Here is an 18,493-nt window from a genome sequence, read left to right as displayed (position 1 = left end):
TGAATGGATCGCATATGGATACGCAACAAACCCGCCAGGGCGTTGGCTTTGCACTGGGCGCTTACTTTATCTGGGGCATTGCGCCCGCTTATTTCAAACTGGTAAAGCAGGTTCCCGCCACGGAAATCATGACGCACCGGGTGATCTGGTCTGCACTGTTTATGCTGTTACTGATTACCCTGAGCCGCAGCTGGCCCGGCGTTCGCAGCGTGTTGCGCCAGCCTAAAAAAGTGCTGCTGCTGGCGCTGACGGCCGTGACTATCGGCGGCAACTGGCTGCTGTTTATCTGGGCAGTCAACAATCAGCATATGCTGGAAGCCAGCCTGGGCTACTTTATTAACCCGCTGATCAACGTGGTGTTCGGCATGCTGTTTTTGCGCGAACGGTTTCGCCGCTTGCAGTGGCTCGCCGTGCTGCTGGCCACCGTCGGCGTACTGGTGCAGCTGTGGCAGTTTGGGTCGTTACCGATTATCGCGCTGGGCCTGGCGCTGAGCTTCGCCCTGTATGGCCTGGTGCGCAAAAAGATTCAGGTCGATGCGCAGAGCGGCATGCTGATTGAAACCCTGTGGCTGTTTCCACTGGCGGCGATTTACCTGTTTGGTTTTGCCGACAGCGCCACCAGCCACTTATCCGCCAACCCACTGAGTCTCAACCTGAAGCTGATAGCGGCGGGCATTGTAACCACCATTCCGCTGATGCTGTTTGCGGCAGCCTGCAGCCGTCTGCGACTTTCCACCGTAGGCTTCTTTCAGTATCTCGGCCCGACGCTGATGTTTGTGCTGGCGGTCGCGTTTTACGGTGAGACCATCACGCCAGACAAGATGGTGACTTTTGGCTTTATCTGGCTGGCGCTGCTGGTATTTGTCTGCGATGCGGTGGCGTTTTCATTCCGTTCCCGTTCGCGCATAGCGTGAAATAAAGCGCGCTAAAGCCGGGCCGGTCAGCAGGATGGTAAACAGACGCAACGTCTGCAACGCCATCACAAACGCCATGTTGACCTGGGTTCCTGCCGCAATGATCGCCACCGTGTCCAGCCCGCCTGGACTGGTGGCGAGATAGGCCGTCATCAGATCGATATCCAGCATTCGCGTCAGCATCCACGCCAGCCCGCCACACAACAGCATCAGCCCGAAGATCGAGGCCAGCATCTGCGGCAGCGTGCGCAGTGCCAGCAGAAAAATCGGGCGGGTGAAACGTAATCCCACGCTCCAGCCAATCAGTGCATAGGCCACGGCCAGCAGCCATTCCGGCACCTGTAACACCGCGATGTCGCTACTGTGCAGTGCCGCACCCGCCAGCGCAGGCAGCAGCAGCGCGCCAGAAGGAATGCGCAGTCGGGTGCCCAGCCACGCGCCCGTCAGCATCACCACCAGGGTGATAACAAAGCCCTGATTCAGCGGTGGAAACCAGAGCAGCGAGACGCTGTGCGCCTCATCACCCAGCCCGATGCGCGCCACCAGCGCGGCCGCCGAGGCGACAAACAGCACCCGCAGATATTGCATAAATGCGACCAGCCGCACGTCAGCGCCAAAGTCACCCGCCATCGCCACCATGGCCGATGCACCGCCCGGCGACGATCCCCATGCGCCGGTCGGGCCAGGCAGATGACTGAAGCGCACCAGCAGAAAACCTGACAGGCCGCTGGCCGCCAGCGTCAGCAGCAGCACCGCCAGCACGATAGGCCAGTCCTGGATCAGCGGGACCAGAATCGAAGGCGACAGACTCTGCGCAATCATGCAGCCCAGTACGGCCTGAGCGAGCAGGAACAGCCGTTTATCAATTCGCAGCGTGGCACCCGACAGCCCCATCACTACACCCACAATCATCGGTCCCAGTAACAGCGCAGCGGGCACATGAAAATAGTGCAGCACCGCGCCCAGCAATACCGAGATCAGCAGCAGCAGCGTCCACTGCGCGCGCAACGAAAAAGCGCCCATAAGAAGTTAATAATTTGTAAAAACAGGAGGGTAAGATTACGCAGAAATGGGGACAGGAGCCAGCAGAACGGGCCATCTCAGATGGCCCGTTCTTATTTTAAAGCCAGTTTTTACGTTTGAAATAGAGATAAGGCGCCAGTCCGGCCAGAATCATCAGGCCGATCGCGGCCGGATAACCAAAGCTCCACTTCAGTTCCGGCATAAACTCAAAGTTCATCCCATAGCTGGAGGCCACCAGCGTCGGCGGCAGAAACACCACGGAGACCACCGAGAAGATCTTGATGATGCGGTTCTGCTCGATGTTGATGAAACCCATCGCCGCCTGCATCAGGAAGTTGACCTTCTGAAACAGTGATTCGTTATGCGGCAGCAGCGATTCGATATCGCGCAGAATTTCACGCGCCTGCTCCAGCTGATTGCCCGGCAAACGTGCTTTGCGTACCAGGAAGTTCAGGGCGCGCTGGGTATCCATCAGACAGAGACGCACCTTCCAGCCGATATCTTCCAGTTCCGCTAGTCGCGACAGCGCCTGATCGTACTCTTCGCCCTGCTGACCTTCCATGATCACCCGGCTGAGTTTCTCCAGTGCGCTGTAGATGTTCTCGATTTCGTCCGCCAGCTGCTCGATTTTGGTTTCAAACAGGTCGAGCAGCAGCTCAAAGGCATTGCCGTCGATCAGGGTCTGATTACGGGCGCGCATGCGATAGAGACGGAACGCAGGCAGCTCACGTTCGCGCAGCGTGTAGAGACGGCCTTCACGGATGGTGAACGCCACGGTGGAGTTACCGGCGTGATCGTCAGCATCTTCATAGAAGAAGAAGGAGTGGATATGCAGACCATCTTCATCTTCGAAGAAGCGTGCCGAGGCCTCGATATCCTCCAGCTCAGGCCGTGTTGCCAGACTCTGGCCTAGCTCAGATTGCACGCGATCACGTTCGCCCTCTTCCGGCTCGATCAGATCGACCCAGACAGAGGTCGTCAGTTTGTCGTTTTCGTCTTCCAGCTCCAGTCGCGTCAGGCGGCTGTGATCCAGTTTAAATGCGCTCAGCATAGCAATACTCCCCATTGCAGACTAAATGGGACAAGGCAGTCCGCCGTTCCTCAACATGGAACGGGCAGCCTGAACACGGAAACAGAGTTTCAGAGATAAATCAGTGCTGACTCGCGACGGAATCAAAAAGGGAGGTCGCTGATAACCGCTAAGGCTACCCGCGTAAAGAGGTAGCCTTAGATGTTATTCCTGGAATCCAGGTCATTGAGCCAGCATCGACTGGGCGTGTCCAAGGCATTGTCCTCTCATGATAATAGTGGGCGCATGTTACGCTGAGACGAAAAAGCCGTCAACCGCACGCTAAAGCGTTTCAAGCTTCGCGTAAGCCGCCACCAGCCACTTGATTCCCTGCCCCTGAAACGCCACCTGAAGACGGCTATGCTCGCCGCTGCCTTCCAGATTAATGATGGTGCCTTCGCCAAATTTTGCGTGATGAACACGCTGACCCAGCGCGAATCCACTGTCATTTTTGGTCACCGGGGCACCCATCCGCTGATGGTTTACCGGACGGCTGACGCTGGCGCGCAGACGCACTTCTTCTATGCACGCTTCGGGCAGTTCGCCGATAAAACGGGACGGCCGGTGATACACTTCCTTACCATAGAGTCGGCGGGTTTCGGCGTAGGTCAGCGTCAGCTTGAGCATCGCACGGGTCACGCCGACATAAGCCAGACGACGTTCCTCCTCCAGCCGGCCACCTTCATCCAGTGACATCTGGCTCGGGAACATGCCCTCTTCCATGCCGACGATAAACACCTGGCTGAACTCCAGCCCTTTTGCCGAGTGGAGCGTCATCAGCTGAACCGCATCCTGCCATTTGTCTGCCTGGCCTTCGCCCGCTTCCAGCGCGGCGTGGGATAAAAAGGCCTGCAGTGGCATCAGATCTTCATCTTCATCCTGATAGCTGAACTGCCGCGTAGCGGTCACCAGCTCCTCAAGGTTTTCGATACGCGCCTGACCCTTCTCACCTTTTTCCTGCTCATACATCAGCCACAGGCCAGAGTCTTTGATGACCCGGTCAGTCTGAACATGCAGCGGTAACTCGGCGGTTTCGGTTGCCAGTGAATCAACCAGTTCACAGAAGCGTTGCAGCGCAGACGCGGCCCGGCCAGCCAGCGCACGGCTTTGCAGCAGTTCACGCGTTGCCTGCCACAGCGTCATCTGACGTTCACGGGCCGTCTGACGCACCACGTCGAGCGTGCGATCGCCCACGCCGCGCGTCGGGGTATTCACCACGCGTTCAAATGCCGCGTCGTCATTGCGGTTCGCCATCAGACGCAGATAGGAGAGCGCATCTTTGATCTCCTGACGTTCGAAGAAGCGCATGCCGCCATAAATACGGTACGGCATGCTGCTCTGCAGCAATGCCTCTTCCAGCACACGCGACTGGGCGTTGCTGCGATAGAGAATGGCGCAGTCGTTAAGCGCGCCGCCGTTCTCCATCCAGACTTTGATGCGGTTAACCACGAAGCGTGCTTCATCCAGCTCATTAAAGGCGCAGTAGATCGAGATCGGTTCGCCATCGCTGCCTTCGGTCCACAGCTCTTTCCCCAGGCGACCATTGTTGTTAGCGATCAGGGCGTTGGCGGCTTTCAGGATGTTATTGGTTGAGCGGTAGTTCTGCTCCAGACGGATCGTTTCCGCGCCGGGGAAATCCTGCAGAAAGCGCTGAATATTCTCGACCTGTGCGCCGCGCCAGCCGTAGATCGACTGGTCATCATCGCCCACGATGATCACCCGGCCGCTGTCGCCCGCCAGCATCCGAATCCAGGCATACTGAATGTTGTTGGTATCCTGGAACTCATCCACCAGCACGTTGGTAAAGCGTTCGCGGTAGTGATTAAGAATGTGTGGCTTGTTGAGCCATAACTCATGGGCGCGCAGCAACAGCTCGGCAAAGTCGACTAAACCGGCGCGATCACAGGCTTCCTGATAGGCCTGATAGATGCGCAGCCAGGTCTGCTCAATCGGATTGCCGTAGCTTTCGATATGCTTTGGTCGCAGGCCTTCATCTTTTTTGCCATTGATGTACCACATGCCCTGACGCGCAGGCCACTGTTTGTCATCAAGGTTCATTGATTTGATCAGGCGCTTGAGCAGACGTAGCTGATCTTCGCTGTCGAGGATCTGAAAATCCTGTGGCAGACCGGCGTCAAGATGGTGGGCGCGCAGTAAGCGGTGCGCCAGACCGTGAAAGGTTCCGATCCACATTCCGCCCTGACTGGTGCCGATCAGATGCTCGATACGGTGACGCATCTCCGCTGCCGCTTTGTTGGTAAAGGTCACCGCCATAATCGAATAGGGCGAGCAGTTCTCCACCGACATCAGCCAGGCAATACGATGCACCAGCACCCGCGTTTTACCACTGCCCGCGCCTGCCAGCACCAGCAGGTTACTGCGCGGTGCCGCAACGGCAGCGCGCTGATTGTCATTCAAACCATCGAGCAGTTCAGAAACGTCCATAAGCACCGATTACCAAAGAAAAAAACGCCGTCGTCACACTGATTATTCCGCCTGCCGCAGGGCGTTATCGCTGCCAGTCAGGCGGCGACACAGGTGCCGGATAAGGGACGGCGGCAAAACAAAAAGTGGAGACGACTGGATAAATTTACAGCCATTATAGCAGTGAGGTGAGTGATGCCAACCGCGAAATTTCGACGTGCGGCAACAGGCGCGCATCCGGGATATGCATCAGGTTGCCCTGTCGCAGGTTAATCCAGCAGGCCTGCAGCCCGCAGCGCAGTGAGCCCGCCACGTCGGTGGTCAGGTCATCACCCACGTGCAGAATATGGTGTGGCGCGATATCAAGGCGTTGCGCGGCAAGCTGATACATATCCTGCCACGGCTTGGCGCGCCCGTCTGGCCCGGCCCGCAGCGTGAAGCGGAAGTATTCGGCAATGCCCATTTTTTCCGGGCAGGCGTTGCCGTTGGTGACCGCCACCAGCGGGATTTTCTCCGCCAGGGTTTTCAGCGTCTGGTGCGTCTCATCCGGCATCTCGACCTGACTCCGCCACTGATGGAAGACCGCCATCACTTCTGCCGCACCCGCAGTGGCTTCAGCGGCAGAGAGGCCGATATTCAGCATCGCCAGCTCAACCGAACGGCGTCGCCACTCCGAAACATCATGATAGATATCAGGTTCGCGCTGCAGCAGCTCATCGCGCAACTGCTGATAATCCTGCGGCGTGAAGTCACGCAGCGCCGGATGAAAAGCCTGCAACGCGGCATGGGACTCCAGGGTGGTACGACGGATGACCGGGTAGTTATCGTAGAGAGTGTCATCAAGGTCGAAGGTCATGGCTTTTATGGCCGACAGCGGACGATAAAACTTCATTCGTTCTTTCCTCGTTTGGCGCGGGGATGCGCAGCGTCATACACCGAAGCCAGATGCTGGAAATCGAGATGGGTATAGATCTGGGTCGTCGACAGGTTTGCGTGACCCAGCAACTCCTGCACGGCGCGCAGGTCACCGCTGGATTCCAGCAGATGCGTGGCAAATGAGTGTCGTAGCTTATGCGGATGGATATGGCTGGCCACGCCCTGTCTGATGCCCCATTCGGCAAAGCGTTTCTGCACGTTGCGTGGCGAGATGCGGTTGCCGCGCGTCGAAAGAAACAGCGCATCATCCTGGCCGCCAAAGGTTTCACGCAGCGGCAGCCAGTGCTGGATCCAGGCGACCGCCGTGCGACCAATCGGTATCCGGCGCTCTTTGCTGCCCTTACCGACTACCCACACTTCGCCTGAATCGAGATCGACGTGGCGACAATCCATATTCACCAGTTCAGAGAGACGCAAACCGCCGCCATACATCACTTCCAGCATCGCCCGGTCGCGCACCGCCAGCGGATCGCTAAGGTCGATCTCCAGCAGCTGATTTACTTCATCAACATCAATGTTTTTAGGCAGATGGCGTGCTTTACGCGGCGTCATCACCCCTTTGGCCGGGTTGGCAGAAAGCAAACCCTGGCTCACCTGCCAGTCGAGAAAACTGCGCAGGGCGGAGAGCCGCAGCGCGAGGCTGCTGGCGGCCAGTCCGGCGCGACGGCTGCGCGCCGCCATGCTGCGCACCTGCGCCGGTTCCAGCTGCGCCCAGCTGCTGAGCTTCATCTCATCAGCAATCGCCACCAGCGCGGCAAGCTGGCGCGCATAGCTGCTCTGGGTTAACGGACTGAGCTGGCGCTCCACTTTCAGGTAGCGCAGAAATCCGTCGACGGCCTCCTGCAGCGCGCTGCTCATGCGCGTTCAACCCAGCGGGAGAGCAGATCAGGCATCATCTGCGACAGATGCTGCAACAGCAGTGTCCCCATGCCCGATTGATAGTGCTGGCTGTCACGACTGCTGAACACCAGCACGCCGAGATCGCCCTCCTCACCCATTAGCGACATGGCAACCGACCCGATCGCTTTGGCCTGCGGCAGCAGCAGCAGCAGTTCCGGCCCGTTAATGTTGCCAAGATAGTGATGCTGGTTACCGAAGCGCTGGATACGCAGCGGTTCAAACGCCTGACGCGAGAGGCTCAGCTGAAAGAAATCGGAGGGCGCGCCCAGCAGCCATTTATCACTGAACAGCCGCACATTGGCACCCGCCAGGCCCAGCTCACGCGCCCAGCGATGCAGGCGGTTGAGCATATCCTGCAGCGAGTCAGCCGCGGCCAGATGGCTCTCCAGCGACAGCAGACGATCAAACAGTTCGTGGTTAGCGCTGGCCTGCTCCATCAGCAGCGTGATCTCTTCTTCCAGCCGCTGAATATGGTTGCGTTGCCGTGCCATATGCCATTCGACCAGAGAGACGCTGCCACGCACCGGATGCGGCACGGCCATCTGTTCAACTGCACGGGCATTGCGGATAAAGAAATCGGGATTCTGCCGCAGATAATCACTGACGGCCTGATCGTCCAGCAGAACCGAACTGTCAGCCTGCTCTTCGATATTTTTCATAGATGAATAAACCCATCGTAGACGTGTGTCGCAGGCCCGGTCATATAGAGCGGCTGACCGGCGCCTTTCCAGGTGATGTGCAGCGTTCCGCCAGGCAGGTCGACACGCACTTTGGGTGCCAGAATGCCCTGCTGAATACCACATGCAACGGCAGCACAGGCGCCGCTGCCGCACGCCTGCGTTTCACCCGCTCCGCGTTCGTAGACGCGCAGGCGGATATGTTCGGGATTGATGATCTCCATAAAACCGACATTGACGCGATCCGGGAAGCGTTCATGACTCTCCAGAATCGGACCCAGCAGTTCAACCTGCGCGGTTTTGACACTTTCGACCTGGATAACGCAGTGCGGGTTGCCCATCGAAACCGCACCCAGCATCACCGTCTGTTCGGCCACGCGCAGCAGATAGAGATTTTCGGCTTTGTTGGCGCGGAACGGCACCTGCTGAGGCTCAAAGTTTGGCTCGCCCATGTTCACGCGCACCTGGTCGTCAGGCGTGACGGTCAACACCATGCGGCCATTCTGCGTACTGACCCGGATGTCACTTTTGTTGGTCAGCCCTTTCAGCTGAACAAAGCGGGCAAAGCAGCGCGCACCGTTGCCGCACTGTGCGACTTCACTGCCGTCGGCGTTGAAAATGCGATAGTGGAAATCAAGATCGGGATCGTAAGGCGGTTCAACAATCAGCAGTTGATCAAAACCGATCCCCAGATGACGATCGGCCAGCCGGCGGATCAATTCCGGCGAAAAGAAGACGTTTTGTGTCACCGCATCCACAACCATAAAATCGTTGCCGAGACCGTGCATTTTGGAGAACTGCATTTTTTGCTCCGCCGGATAAGCCATCAGATTAGTTCGCTTTTACGCCTGAATTGCCGGTAACCAGCCCGCCGACATCGGCTTTAGAGGCATCCGCTTTCTGGCGGTCGGTTGGGGCTTGTTGTTTCTTCGGCTGATCCTTCGGCGGGAAGTAGAGCGGTCCTTTCAGACCACAACCTGCAAGGCTGATTACTGCCAGTGTCATGGCCAACAGGCTTATTACTTTCTTCATTCTTTATGCTCTTCATGTCCTTTACCTGGATGCTTATCATCGCAGTTGAAGGTGGAAAAGCAACAGGAAATGCCCGCAAATAGCGTGAAGCGGGTGACAAGCCGGGAAGATAGCGGCCACCTGCAGAGCGCAGGCAGCCCGTCAGCATCAGTGCACCTGATAGCGTGGCTGATAGTCGCTGTTGTCGTTATCAGGCTGCGAGGTACACAGCTGCGTCAGCGTCTGGCTACGGAACGGAATCACCTGGAATCGCTCACCGGTGTTCACAATCTGGTAGAACTGCGGCAGGTTGAAGTTGATAAAGCTTGAACCATAGGTAAAGCGATCGTGCGATGAGGAGTAGAACCGGCTGACATCGCGCACCAGCTCCTCTTTACTGCCTTCACAGTGATGATAGACCTCAACCCGATTGGTCTCATCGAGGATGTAGATATTGAAGCCGCGCTCATCGGTGGTGTTTTCAAAGAAGAACTGAATAATGCCTTCGCTGGCATAACCGTTGACCACGGGTGGCAGCGGCGTCTGATTCGTTTCGACTTTGATCGACAGTCCGTGCAGCTTGTTGTTGGAGATCGCGCCATAAAACTCAACCGCGTTTTCCAGCTTCTGCACCGAAACGCTCATGCGTTCAAAGAACAGGCCCCATGTCTCACCCGCCATACGCAGCGCTTTAAAGCGACCCGGCTCCTGACGTGTGCTGGAGAGGCGAAGCTCAATGCATTCTGAGACCAGCTGCTGTACCCGCGTCCGAATCAGACCGCGCAGATGCTGGCTGTAGCAGAACACTTCCACCGTATCGGGCGGTGCAGCATCCTGATGCATCTTGCCGAGAATGGTTTTCAGCCCTTCGATCATCGCCTGTTCGCCGCTGAAGTGCAGCGTACGCACCTCATTCCAGGAGTTGCGATAGAGCAGATCGATGCTGCCAATCAGGCACTGCTGCTGCTGACCAAAACTAAAGACATCCAGCTTACGGAAGTCGAAGTGCACCACCTGATTGCGGAAGGCCGCCGTCGGATCGTGTTCAAGGTTAACAATAATCGCAAGGTGCCGGATTTCGCACGGACTGTAGAGCGCTTTTGGCGTCGGCGAAGGCAGACGCAGCGGGAAGTGGCTGGAAACATCGTTAACCAGCTCCTGCAGACGCGCCAGATCGCAAACCTCATTGCCTTTAATATGCAGCCGGGTTTTACGGGTCAGCAGTCCGTTGAACCACGCCCACGCCACCAGCTTGTTCAGGTAGCGGTTATATTCCAGCGGCTGATGGCTGATAATCGAATCCATGTCCGGCGCCTGGTTATAGAGATACCAGCCGGAACGGTTGGCGCGTCCAGGCGGCACATGAATAAAGGTCAGATTGGGCTCGGAGAGATCGGGCGAAATCTGCGGATTCACCAGCGTCACTTTGCCCGGCAGCGCTTCAAACGCGGCATACAGTTTACGGGTCAACACACCGATATCCTGCGGGCTGGCGCTGACGCTTAAGTTATTGCGGCGGGCAAAGCGGATCAGGTTGCGATAACTCTGCATCATCGCATCCAGCAATTCATTGTGGGCTTCGCGCACCCGCTCGATTTTCCACTCAGCGCGGTTGTCCAGAATGGCAATCTTCTCTTCGTTCCAGCCCCACTCTTTGACCAGCTGCGATAAAATTTCGCGACGCCAGCCGGTGCGGTGCTGATGATCTTCGGTGCTGAGCTTTTCACACACTTTGAGGTAGAAGCAGCGACGCACCAGGTCAAGACGCGGCTGATCGTCAACGCTGGTCAGATAGTGCGTAACGCGCTCCAGCATCATGCAGTAAGGATCAAGCCCGAAGCAGATGATTTCACCGTCATGCAGGCGCTGTTTAATATCCATCGCCAGCAGTTGCGTATTCGGGTATTCCCAGCTGTACGCTTCCAGCAGCAGCGTTTTCAGTACGGCTTTATACGGGGAGTCGATGCTTTTATAAAGCTGCCACAGGCTGGCGCCGAAATACTCTTCCGCCGACAGCGTGCCGAGGCCGCCAAGATCGAGCCACTCATTAGGGGTCAGCACGCCTTTGGCGTAGAGCGACATTACGTAGTCGTCGTAATTGTGCTCTTCTTCGCCCGGCACCATATTCCACAGGATCCGTTTACCCGCCATACGAACTGCCGTACGGTAGAACTCATCCAGCAGTAAAATGTGTTGTGTTGAACCGCAATCTTCACCGCCCAGACTGCCGCTTTCGTTGTGGCGGAAGCGGTTTTCATCAATCAGAAAGAAACTCACCTCTACGCCCATCGAAACGCACCACTTCTGCAGCAGCGTACATTTGCGCTGCAGATTCAGACGCTCTTCATTATCGAGCCAGGATTGATGGCAGACCCAGATATCGAGATCCGAGACGCTGTTCTGGCCGACAGATGAGGTGCTGCCCATAGAATAGATAGCCGTGATCGGCATTTCGCCTTTCGGCGCATCGGCATGACGCAGATCGCTGTCGCCGGTGAGATCGGCCAGCAGCTGACGCTGATTTTCATCAGGCGTGAAGAAGCTGATGCCATGTGGAACGCTACCTTCAAGGTAACCCGGCATCTGCGGATGTTGATAATGTAATAAGGTTGGCAGCAGACTGTAGACGCGCTGAAAAGCGGGTCCCATAGCAGCCAGCGCACGATCAACGCGCAGCTGGTTAATTGCATCCAGTCTCTGTTTCAGTGTCTCAATGTAGAGGTACAAGACGTTTCGCCTGATTGTCCCAGTGTTTAAGCACCCTGTTTCCACACTCTGCCGCTTATAAAGTAAAAAAGTGGGCAGATAATTGCTGGAAACGTGATCAATCTAACACCCTGCAGATTGACCGTAAAGAAAGTTGCGCTACCTGACAGTTTAGCACGTTCTTACCAGCTTCCCGCCTTTTCAGCTCTGGTTCCCACGTTATGGCTTAATAAACCGGCCTGAAACCGCACGCAGGCCGTTTTCAATCCGTTGAAACTGACAGTCTTCACCCAGAGATGATAGGATATTCAGTGAACGATAAAAATGGTTAACAGCATGTTAGACAAAATTTTCAGAATTGCTACAAGACAAAGCCCGCTCGCATTATGGCAGGCACATTATGTACAGCAACGACTCATGAGTGCCCATCCGGGACTGCGCGTTGAGCTGGTGCCTATGGTCACGAAAGGTGACATCATCCTTGATACGCCGCTGGCAAAAGTGGGTGGCAAAGGGCTGTTTGTCAAAGAGCTTGAGCTGGCGATGCAGGATGGCCGTGCCGATATGGCGGTGCACTCGATGAAGGATGTGCCGGTCAATTTCCCGGAAGGTCTGGGCCTGGTAACCATCTGCGAGCGCGACGATCCGCGCGATGCGTTCGTTTCTCATCATTATGACTCCATCGACGCGCTGCCACAGGGTGCCATTGTCGGCACGTCCAGCCTGCGCCGTCAGTGCCAGATTAGTGCGCGCCGTCCGGACCTGGTGATCCGCTCGCTGCGGGGCAATGTCGGCACCCGCCTCGGCAAGCTTGATGCCGGAGAGTATGACGCGATTATTCTTGCTGTCGCCGGGCTGAAACGCCTGGGACTGGAAGATCGCATTCGTCAGGCGATGCCTGCCGAAGTTTCCCTGCCCGCCGTGGGTCAGGGTGCGGTCGGCATTGAATGCCGTCTGGACGACACCACCTTAATCAGCCTGTTGCAGGCGCTGAATCACGATGATACCGAAGTCTGTGTCCGAGCGGAGCGCGCCATGAATACCCGTTTAGAGGGTGGCTGCCAGGTGCCAATCGGCAGTTTCGCGGTGCTGGAAGGCGATGACCTCTGGCTGCGCGGCATGGTCGGCGCACCGGATGGCCGGGTCATGGTCAGCGGCGAACGTCGTGGTCCCCGCGCTCAGGCTGAACAGATGGGTATTTCACTGGCCGATGAACTGCTGAATGGCGGCGCGCGTGAAATCCTGAAAGAAGTTTACCAGGGGCAGCCGCCGGCATGACCATTCTGGTGACGCGCCCGGAACCCGCAGCGGCAGAGCTGGTGTCACGCCTGCATGCCCTTGGCAAACAGGCGTGGAGCCTGCCGCTGATTGAATTTGCGCCGGGCGCTGATCTCACCTCTCTGCCACAAAAGCTCGCCGCACTTCGCCCTGGCGACCTGGTTTTTATCCTTTCTCAGCAGGTTATACATTACGCACAACACACTGTCACAGCATGGCCCGCTGAGCTGGACTATTATGCAATTGGTCGCAGCACCGCACTGGCGTTTCATACCGCCAGCGGACAGCAGGTGACCTGGCCTCATACGCATGAAACCAGTGAAGAATTGATCCGGCTGAATACCCTTCAGCAGGTTGCGGGTAAACGTGCGCTGATCCTGCGTGGCGATCCCGGACGCGAGTTGCTGGCTCAGACGCTAACCCGGCGAGGTGCTGAGGTGTCGTTTGCAGCCTGTTATCAGCGCTGCCAGAAGTATTATGATGGACCCGTTGAAGGACGCCGCTGGCGCGATCGCGGTGTCTCCGTGCTGGTGGTGACCAGCGGTGAAATGTTACAACAGCTTTTTTCGCTGTTCCCCGCAGTTGATCGCGAGGAATGGCTGCTCAACTGCCGACTGGTTGTCGTCAGTGAACGTTTGGCTACCCTGGCCGCAGGATTGGGTTGGCAGGATATTCAGGTAGCCGATGGTGCCGATAACGATGCGCTGCTGCGCGCGTTACGCTGAACTTTAACAATGGGATGTGCCACATATGACGGAACAAAAAGACTCCTCCGCCATGGTTGAAGAAACCACCCCAGCGGTCGACCGCTCTCCTTCCAGCAACAGCACACCACCGCGTAATGCGAAAAATGGTGGCATGGTGCTGGGTGCAGTTGCGATTGTGATTGCGCTGGCGATTGGTGCGGGTTTATACCTTAACGGGAAACATCAGGCTGATTTACAGGCACAAACCAATCAGAAGCTGAGCGAACAATTAAGCGCGTTGCAACAGCAGGCCAGCAGCGACAAACAGCAGCTGACTCAGCAACTGAGCGGCGCTGAAACCGCGTTGCAGACAGCCCAGACACAGCAGAACGCGTCAGCAAAAGAGCTGGAAACCCTGCGTGAAAAAGTGGCCGTGATTTCTGGCAACGACGTGCGCAGCTGGTTGCTGGCACAGGCGGACTATCTGGTGAAACTGGCTGGCCGCAAACTCTGGAGCGACCAGGATGTCACCACCGCCGCTGCATTGCTGAAAAGCGCCGATGCCAGCCTGGCCGACATGAATGATCCCAGCGTCATGAATGTGCGTCGTGCGCTGACCCAGGATATCAGTAACCTCTCTTCGGTTACGCAGGTCGATTATGACGGCGTGATCCTCAAACTGAACCAGTTGTCGAACAACGTTGATAATCTGCGTCTGGCCGATAACGACAGCGATGATGCGCCGATGGACAGCGATGGCGGTGAACTGTCAGGTTCCGTGCGCGAATGGCGTCAGAATCTGGTGAAAAGCTGGCATAACTTTATGGATGATTTTATTACCATCCGCCGCCGCGATAACACCGCCCAGCCGCTGCTGGCACCTAATCAGGATGTTTACCTGCGTGAGAATATCCGCTCGCGTCTGCTGATTGCTGCTCAGGCGGTACCGCGTCATCAGGATGAGATTTATAAACAATCTATCGACACCGTGTCCGCGTGGGTTCGCGCCTGGTACGACACCAATGATGCCGCTACCAAAGCCTTCCTTGCCCAGTTGGATGAGCTGAGCCAGCAGAACATCAATATGGATCTGCCGGATAACCTGGAAAGTCAGCCGTTGCTGGAACAGCTGATGCAGACCCGCGTCCGGAACCTGTTAGCGCAACCTTCTGCCGCTGCTAATCAGCAGGGAGGCTAAGCATGCTTAAGGTATTTATCCTCTTTATCCTGCTGATTGCTGGCGTGGTGCTGGGACCGATGATTGCCGGTCATCAGGGTTACGTGCTGATTCAGACCGATAACTGGAACATCGAAACCAGCGTCACCGGCCTGGTCATTATCCTCATCCTCAGCCTGCTGGTGATTCTGGCCGTGGAATGGCTGCTGCGCCGCGTGCTGCACACCGGCGCGCGTACCCGTGGCTGGTTTACCGGACGTAAACGCCGTCGCGCCCAGCGTCATACTCAGTCGGCGCTGATGAAGCTGGCAGAAGGCGATCACCGTCAGGTGGAAAAACTGCTTTCTAAAGATGCCGATCACGCTGATGTGCCGGTGGCGAACTACCTGCTGGCAGCAGAAGCTGCGCAACAGCGTGGTGATGAAATCCGTGCCAATCAGCATCTTGAACGTGCTGCAGAGCTGTCGGAGAGCAACACCATTCCGGTAGAAATTGCCCGCGCACGTATTCAGCTGGCACGTAACGAAGATCATGCTGCGCGTCATAGCATTGACCGTCTGCTGGAAGTGGCACCGCGTCATCCTGAAGTGCTGCGCCTGGCCGAACAGGCGTATGTCCGTACTGGTGCCTGGAGTGCATTGCTGGATATTCTGCCTGCCATGCAGAAGGCGCAGGTCGGCGATGAGCTGCATCGTGATGCATTACAGCAGCAAGCCTGGCTGGGTCTGATGAATCAGGCGATGGCTGACCAGGGCAGCGATGGGCTGAAGCGCTGGTGGAACGATCTGAGCCGCAAAACCCGTCAGGAAACGACGCTGCAGGTGGCCATGGCGGATCATCTGATTGAATGCAACGATCACGACACCGCGCAATCGATCGTGCTGGAGGGCCTCAAGCGTCATTATGACGATCGTCTGGTACTGTTGATGCCTCGTATCAAAAGCGGTAATCCGGAAGCGCTGGAGAAAGTATTGCGCCAGCAAATCAAACAACACGGCGCAACACCGCTGCTGCACAGTACGCTGGGGCAGTTGCTGATGCGTCATGGTGAATGGCAGCAGGCTGCTGAGGCACTGCAGCAGGCGCTGGCACAGCGTCCTGACGCGTTTGATTATGCATGGCTGGCGGATGTTTATGATCGTCTGCGTCGCCCGGAAGAAGCGGCGAAGATGCGTCGTGAAGGGTTGTTACTCACACTGAAGAACAATCCCAACGCCTGATCCTCTTTTCATACCTGATAAAGCCGGGCTTGCCCGGCTTTTTTGTGCCCGCAATCTGCCAGCACGCTTTCGCAGGCAAAAAAAAAACACCTGCCACTGGCAGGTGTAAGATCAGGTCGGTAAGACAACCGGGAGGTACCTGACTCAACGTGGTGTCTGTTAACCCTGTAAGGCTTTCGCGATACAGGCAGGCAGACAACAGGTACCTAAAATTGGCTCTGCATCATTCCCAGGTTTATGTAGCATCAGCAGACATAAGAGGTGGAATGAGCATCTACAGCAGAAGTATTGCACAAGCCGTGCCAGGTTTATGATTATTTTTAAAATCACAATAAATCAGTAGGTTAAAGAATTAGCTCAAAGCTTCATTTAACAGGCCTGTCGGGAAATGTCGGTATCCAGCGACAGCTGGCATTTTCTCTGTCTCTGAATGGAGACAGCAAGGTCAATCTCTCTGTGAAATCAACAATAACAATGACTTATTTGTCGGCAATTCACGACGCTGTTGCTCCTGTTTAAGCAACTTTATCTGACAACTGGCGAAATCAAGGGTGAGCTGGCATCAAAGGATTAGCTAACAAGCAGCCCGCTCTCACTGCTGTGCGGGCTTCAGGGAGGCATACGTCTTACGCAAAGACGTCAAAAGACGCCATCCTCAGCGCGGGCGATTACGCACCTCATCCCTGAGGTGCGCCCGTAGTCGGGCCAACGCTTTGCGTTGTTCAAAAACGCTCCCGGCGTTTTTATCCGGGCGGCGCGATGCTTTGCTACAGGCGTATGCTCCCTTCGCTTCACGTATGGCAGACGCATCTGATACTTACAAGGACGCTTCAGACAAATGACAGATCTAAACCCGGATGCATCTGACCACAGCGCATAAGCTCAACGCGCAGGGAGCATGGTCAGAAGAGGAAAGCGTCCCACGCCAGGGACGGCGTGGGCCGAGCGGCCATGGATGGCTTAAGCGACTTTCCGATCTGACCATGTTCCCTTCGCAGGCTCGGATTTACAGCAAACTTATTTAGCTGTACCCACCTAAACCTCCTTCGGAGGTCCTCATCCTCTTTTCTGCAGACGAAAAAAAACCTGTCTTTTCAGACAGGTTTCTAAAATGGTCGGCGAGAGAGGATTCGAACCTCCGACCCACTGGTCCCAAACCAGTTGCGCTACCAAGCTGCGCTACTCGCCGATTTTTTTAACTGTTTTGCCTGGTGCGAAGAGAGGGACTTGAACCCTCACGTCCGTTAAGACACTAACACCTGAAGCTAGCGCGTCTACCAATTCCGCCACCTTCGCGTTTCCCAGCAAAATCTGGGGTGGCTAATGGGACTCGAACCCACGACAACTGGAATCACAATCCAGGGCTCTACCAACTGAGCTATAGCCACCACAATACTTAATGTCACAAGTTAAAAACCTGCAGCATTTAAATCTCTACTGCCAACCGCGGTAAATCAACCACCGAAGCTCATGCGCACAAACGATATGGCGCGCCCGACAGGATTCGAACCTGAGACCTCTGCCTCCGGAGGGCAGCGCTCTATCCAGCTGAGCTACGGGCGCGTAGCGCCGTTGCGGATGTGCATACTAGAGATAAGCGCCCATCGTGTCTAGTGCTTTTTAAATAAAAAGACGCGTTTGATTACGCTTTGTGCATTTTGTCGACAAATAGTGCATTTCCTCTCTCACAACGCGTAAAAATGCGGCATTTATCAGCAATATCAGAGATCGCCACGCCAGTGATAGCGCAAATATTTAAGCAGTTTTAATTGCCGGCGCAGGCGGCCAGGCTGCCGAATCAGACGATAGAGCCACTCCAGCCCCAGCCGCTGCCAAATCTCAGGCGCTCGCTTCACATGGCCGGTGAAAACATCGTACGTTCCACCCACGCCCATATAGAGCGCATCAGGCCAGTGCGCACGGCACGCCAGCATCAACAGCTCCTGACGGGGCGACCCCAGCGCTACAGTCACCAGCTTCGCGCCGCTGGCCGCAATCCGGGCAAAAAGCGCATCCTGATCGGCTGGCGCAAAATAGCCGTCCTGCGCCCCGACAATATTCACATTCCACTGACGACGTAGCTTATCGCAGGTTTCATCCAGCACCTGCTGACGACCGCCGATAAGAAATACAGGCGTCCCTTCCCGCCCGGCGCGTTCCATCAGCGCTTCCCATAAATCAGCACCCGCAATGCGCTGCACCGACGCGTGTGGATACTTTTTACGAATCGAGCGCACAATGCTGATGCCATCGGCGTATGCATATTCCGCCTGCGCTAACAGCGTGCGTAATCCCTCATCCCGCTCAGCGGTCAGGATCTTCTCCGCATTAATCGCCACTAAAATACCGCTGCGTACGCTGTGCGGCGGCATCAGAAAATTCACCGCCGACGGCATGTTTTCGAAGCCATACAACTCAACGCCGCGGATCCGGTACTGCGGCGTCTCAGTTAACTTTGTCATATCTTCCGTC

16 protein-coding genes and 4 tRNA genes are annotated in these 18,493 nt (G+C 56.3%); 5 read left to right on the top strand and 15 right to left on the bottom strand.

What is annotated here, in order from left to right; translation table 11 throughout:
- The first annotated feature begins 14 nt into the window (after positions 1 to 14).
- Entirely contained in the window at positions 15 to 914 is a 900-nt protein-coding gene (gene rarD / locus ACVKSX_RS16935) for an EamA family transporter RarD (RefSeq protein WP_010257306.1), read from the top strand.
- On the opposite strand, the gene ACVKSX_RS16930 is transcribed toward rarD, so the two are convergent.
- From ACVKSX_RS16930 to ACVKSX_RS16885, 10 genes are all read right to left on the bottom strand, one after another.
- Positions 885 to 1,937, bottom strand: coding sequence for an AbrB family transcriptional regulator (locus ACVKSX_RS16930; RefSeq protein WP_354439229.1), 1,053 nt, complete (start codon positions 1,935 to 1,937; stop codon positions 885 to 887). The genes rarD and ACVKSX_RS16930 overlap by 30 nt on opposite strands.
- Positions 1,938 to 2,034: 97 nt before the next feature.
- A complete protein-coding gene (gene corA / locus ACVKSX_RS16925) occupies positions 2,035 to 2,988 on the bottom strand; it encodes a magnesium/cobalt transporter CorA (RefSeq protein ID WP_003854370.1) in 954 nt (317 codons plus the stop codon).
- Positions 2,989 to 3,164: 176 nt separating this feature from the next.
- The gene (ysgD, locus tag ACVKSX_RS16920; protein WP_353748370.1) at positions 3,165 to 3,221 is read right to left on the bottom strand and encodes a YsgD/CorL family protein; all 57 of its coding nucleotides are present in this window, start codon (positions 3,219 to 3,221) and stop codon (positions 3,165 to 3,167) included.
- Positions 3,222 to 3,288: 67 nt separating this feature from the next.
- A complete protein-coding gene (gene uvrD, locus ACVKSX_RS16915; RefSeq protein WP_010257313.1) occupies positions 3,289 to 5,451 on the bottom strand; it encodes a DNA helicase II in 2,163 nt (720 codons plus the stop codon).
- Positions 5,452 to 5,605: 154 nt separating this feature from the next.
- Positions 5,606 to 6,322, bottom strand: a complete 717-nt coding sequence (gene yigB, locus ACVKSX_RS16910; protein ID WP_010257318.1) for a 5-amino-6-(5-phospho-D-ribitylamino)uracil phosphatase YigB — start codon at positions 6,320 to 6,322, stop codon at positions 5,606 to 5,608.
- A complete protein-coding gene (xerC, locus tag ACVKSX_RS16905) occupies positions 6,319 to 7,224 on the bottom strand; it encodes a tyrosine recombinase XerC (protein WP_010671674.1) in 906 nt (301 codons plus the stop codon). Before xerC ends, yigB begins: the two co-directional genes overlap by 4 nt.
- Complete coding sequence (locus ACVKSX_RS16900) at positions 7,221 to 7,925, bottom strand: DUF484 domain-containing protein (RefSeq protein WP_010257324.1); 705 nt, start codon at positions 7,923 to 7,925, stop codon at positions 7,221 to 7,223. Before ACVKSX_RS16900 ends, xerC begins: the two co-directional genes overlap by 4 nt.
- Positions 7,922 to 8,746 carry a diaminopimelate epimerase gene (gene dapF, locus ACVKSX_RS16895; RefSeq protein WP_010257326.1) on the bottom strand — a complete coding sequence of 275 codons (825 nt, stop codon included), beginning with the start codon at positions 8,744 to 8,746 and terminating at the stop codon, positions 7,922 to 7,924. Before dapF ends, ACVKSX_RS16900 begins: the two co-directional genes overlap by 4 nt.
- Before the next feature lie 28 nt (positions 8,747 to 8,774).
- Positions 8,775 to 8,975, bottom strand: a complete 201-nt coding sequence (gene lptM, locus ACVKSX_RS16890) for an LPS translocon maturation chaperone LptM (RefSeq protein ID WP_010257328.1) — start codon at positions 8,973 to 8,975, stop codon at positions 8,775 to 8,777.
- Between the two features lie 147 nt (positions 8,976 to 9,122).
- A complete protein-coding gene (locus ACVKSX_RS16885) occupies positions 9,123 to 11,681 on the bottom strand; it encodes a class I adenylate cyclase (protein WP_010257330.1) in 2,559 nt (852 codons plus the stop codon).
- A 315-nt stretch (positions 11,682 to 11,996) separates the two neighbouring features.
- Between ACVKSX_RS16885 and hemC the strand changes: the two genes are divergently transcribed.
- Genes hemC through hemY form a run of 4 tightly spaced genes read left to right on the top strand, consistent with a single transcriptional unit; the run spans position 11,997 to position 16,021 of the window.
- A complete protein-coding gene (gene hemC, locus ACVKSX_RS16880; protein ID WP_033773337.1) occupies positions 11,997 to 12,938 on the top strand; it encodes a hydroxymethylbilane synthase in 942 nt (313 codons plus the stop codon).
- Positions 12,935 to 13,663 (top strand): uroporphyrinogen-III synthase, encoded by a 729-nt coding sequence (hemD, locus tag ACVKSX_RS16875; protein WP_354439225.1) that lies wholly within the window; start codon positions 12,935 to 12,937, stop codon positions 13,661 to 13,663. Before hemC ends, hemD begins: the two co-directional genes overlap by 4 nt.
- 25 nt (positions 13,664 to 13,688) lie before the next feature.
- Positions 13,689 to 14,822 carry a uroporphyrinogen-III C-methyltransferase gene (hemX, locus tag ACVKSX_RS16870; RefSeq protein ID WP_010257336.1) on the top strand — a complete coding sequence of 378 codons (1,134 nt, stop codon included), beginning with the start codon at positions 13,689 to 13,691 and terminating at the stop codon, positions 14,820 to 14,822.
- A 2-nt stretch (positions 14,823 to 14,824) separates the two neighbouring features.
- Positions 14,825 to 16,021 carry a protoheme IX biogenesis protein HemY gene (hemY, locus tag ACVKSX_RS16865; RefSeq protein WP_010257339.1) on the top strand — a complete coding sequence of 399 codons (1,197 nt, stop codon included), beginning with the start codon at positions 14,825 to 14,827 and terminating at the stop codon, positions 16,019 to 16,021.
- 1,112 nt (positions 16,022 to 17,133) lie between these two features.
- Here the strand turns inward: hemY and ACVKSX_RS16860 are convergent.
- The 5 genes from ACVKSX_RS16860 to wecG all read right to left on the bottom strand — a co-directional run bounded on the left by ACVKSX_RS16860 (position 17,134) and on the right by wecG (position 18,483).
- Positions 17,134 to 17,210, bottom strand: a tRNA-Pro gene (locus ACVKSX_RS16860).
- 20 nt (positions 17,211 to 17,230) lie between these two features.
- Positions 17,231 to 17,317 (bottom strand) — tRNA-Leu (locus tag ACVKSX_RS16855).
- Between the two features lie 16 nt (positions 17,318 to 17,333).
- Positions 17,334 to 17,409, bottom strand: a tRNA-His gene (locus ACVKSX_RS16850).
- A 98-nt stretch (positions 17,410 to 17,507) separates the two neighbouring features.
- A tRNA-Arg gene (locus ACVKSX_RS16845) sits at positions 17,508 to 17,584 on the bottom strand.
- 158 nt (positions 17,585 to 17,742) lie between these two features.
- Positions 17,743 to 18,483: a lipopolysaccharide N-acetylmannosaminouronosyltransferase gene (gene wecG, locus ACVKSX_RS16840; protein ID WP_010671671.1), complete on the bottom strand. Its 741-nt coding sequence runs from the start codon at positions 18,481 to 18,483 to the stop codon at positions 17,743 to 17,745.
- Between the last annotated feature and the right edge of the window lie 10 nt (positions 18,484 to 18,493).

The organism is Pantoea sp. PvP021, assembly GCF_054056055.1.
Note: the sequence above shows the minus strand (reverse complement) of the source record. Positions and strands in the feature narration are given on the sequence as shown.

Excerpts from the sequence above, each read along its gene's own strand:
- corA (WP_003854370.1), bottom strand. The coding sequence starts at position 2,988 with ATGCTGAGCGCATTTAAACTGGATCACAGCCGCCTGACGCGACTGGAG.
- ACVKSX_RS16900 (WP_010257324.1), bottom strand. The coding sequence starts at position 7,925 with ATGAAAAATATCGAAGAGCAGGCTGACAGTTCGGTTCTGCTGGACGAT.
- xerC (WP_010671674.1), bottom strand. The coding sequence starts at position 7,224 with ATGAGCAGCGCGCTGCAGGAGGCCGTCGACGGATTTCTGCGCTACCTG.
- uvrD (WP_010257313.1), bottom strand. The coding sequence starts at position 5,451 with ATGGACGTTTCTGAACTGCTCGATGGTTTGAATGACAATCAGCGCGCT.
- ACVKSX_RS16930 (WP_354439229.1), bottom strand. The coding sequence starts at position 1,937 with ATGGGCGCTTTTTCGTTGCGCGCGCAGTGGACGCTGCTGCTGCTGATC.
- yigB (WP_010257318.1), bottom strand. The coding sequence starts at position 6,322 with ATGAAGTTTTATCGTCCGCTGTCGGCCATAAAAGCCATGACCTTCGAC.
- rarD (WP_010257306.1), top strand. The coding sequence starts at position 15 with ATGGATACGCAACAAACCCGCCAGGGCGTTGGCTTTGCACTGGGCGCT.
- hemC (WP_033773337.1), top strand. The coding sequence starts at position 11,997 with ATGTTAGACAAAATTTTCAGAATTGCTACAAGACAAAGCCCGCTCGCA.
- dapF (WP_010257326.1), bottom strand. The coding sequence starts at position 8,746 with ATGCAGTTCTCCAAAATGCACGGTCTCGGCAACGATTTTATGGTTGTG.
- hemY (WP_010257339.1), top strand. The coding sequence starts at position 14,825 with ATGCTTAAGGTATTTATCCTCTTTATCCTGCTGATTGCTGGCGTGGTG.
- hemD (WP_354439225.1), top strand. The coding sequence starts at position 12,935 with ATGACCATTCTGGTGACGCGCCCGGAACCCGCAGCGGCAGAGCTGGTG.
- lptM (WP_010257328.1), bottom strand. The coding sequence starts at position 8,975 with ATGAAGAAAGTAATAAGCCTGTTGGCCATGACACTGGCAGTAATCAGC.
- hemX (WP_010257336.1), top strand. The coding sequence starts at position 13,689 with ATGACGGAACAAAAAGACTCCTCCGCCATGGTTGAAGAAACCACCCCA.
- wecG (WP_010671671.1), bottom strand. The coding sequence starts at position 18,483 with ATGACAAAGTTAACTGAGACGCCGCAGTACCGGATCCGCGGCGTTGAG.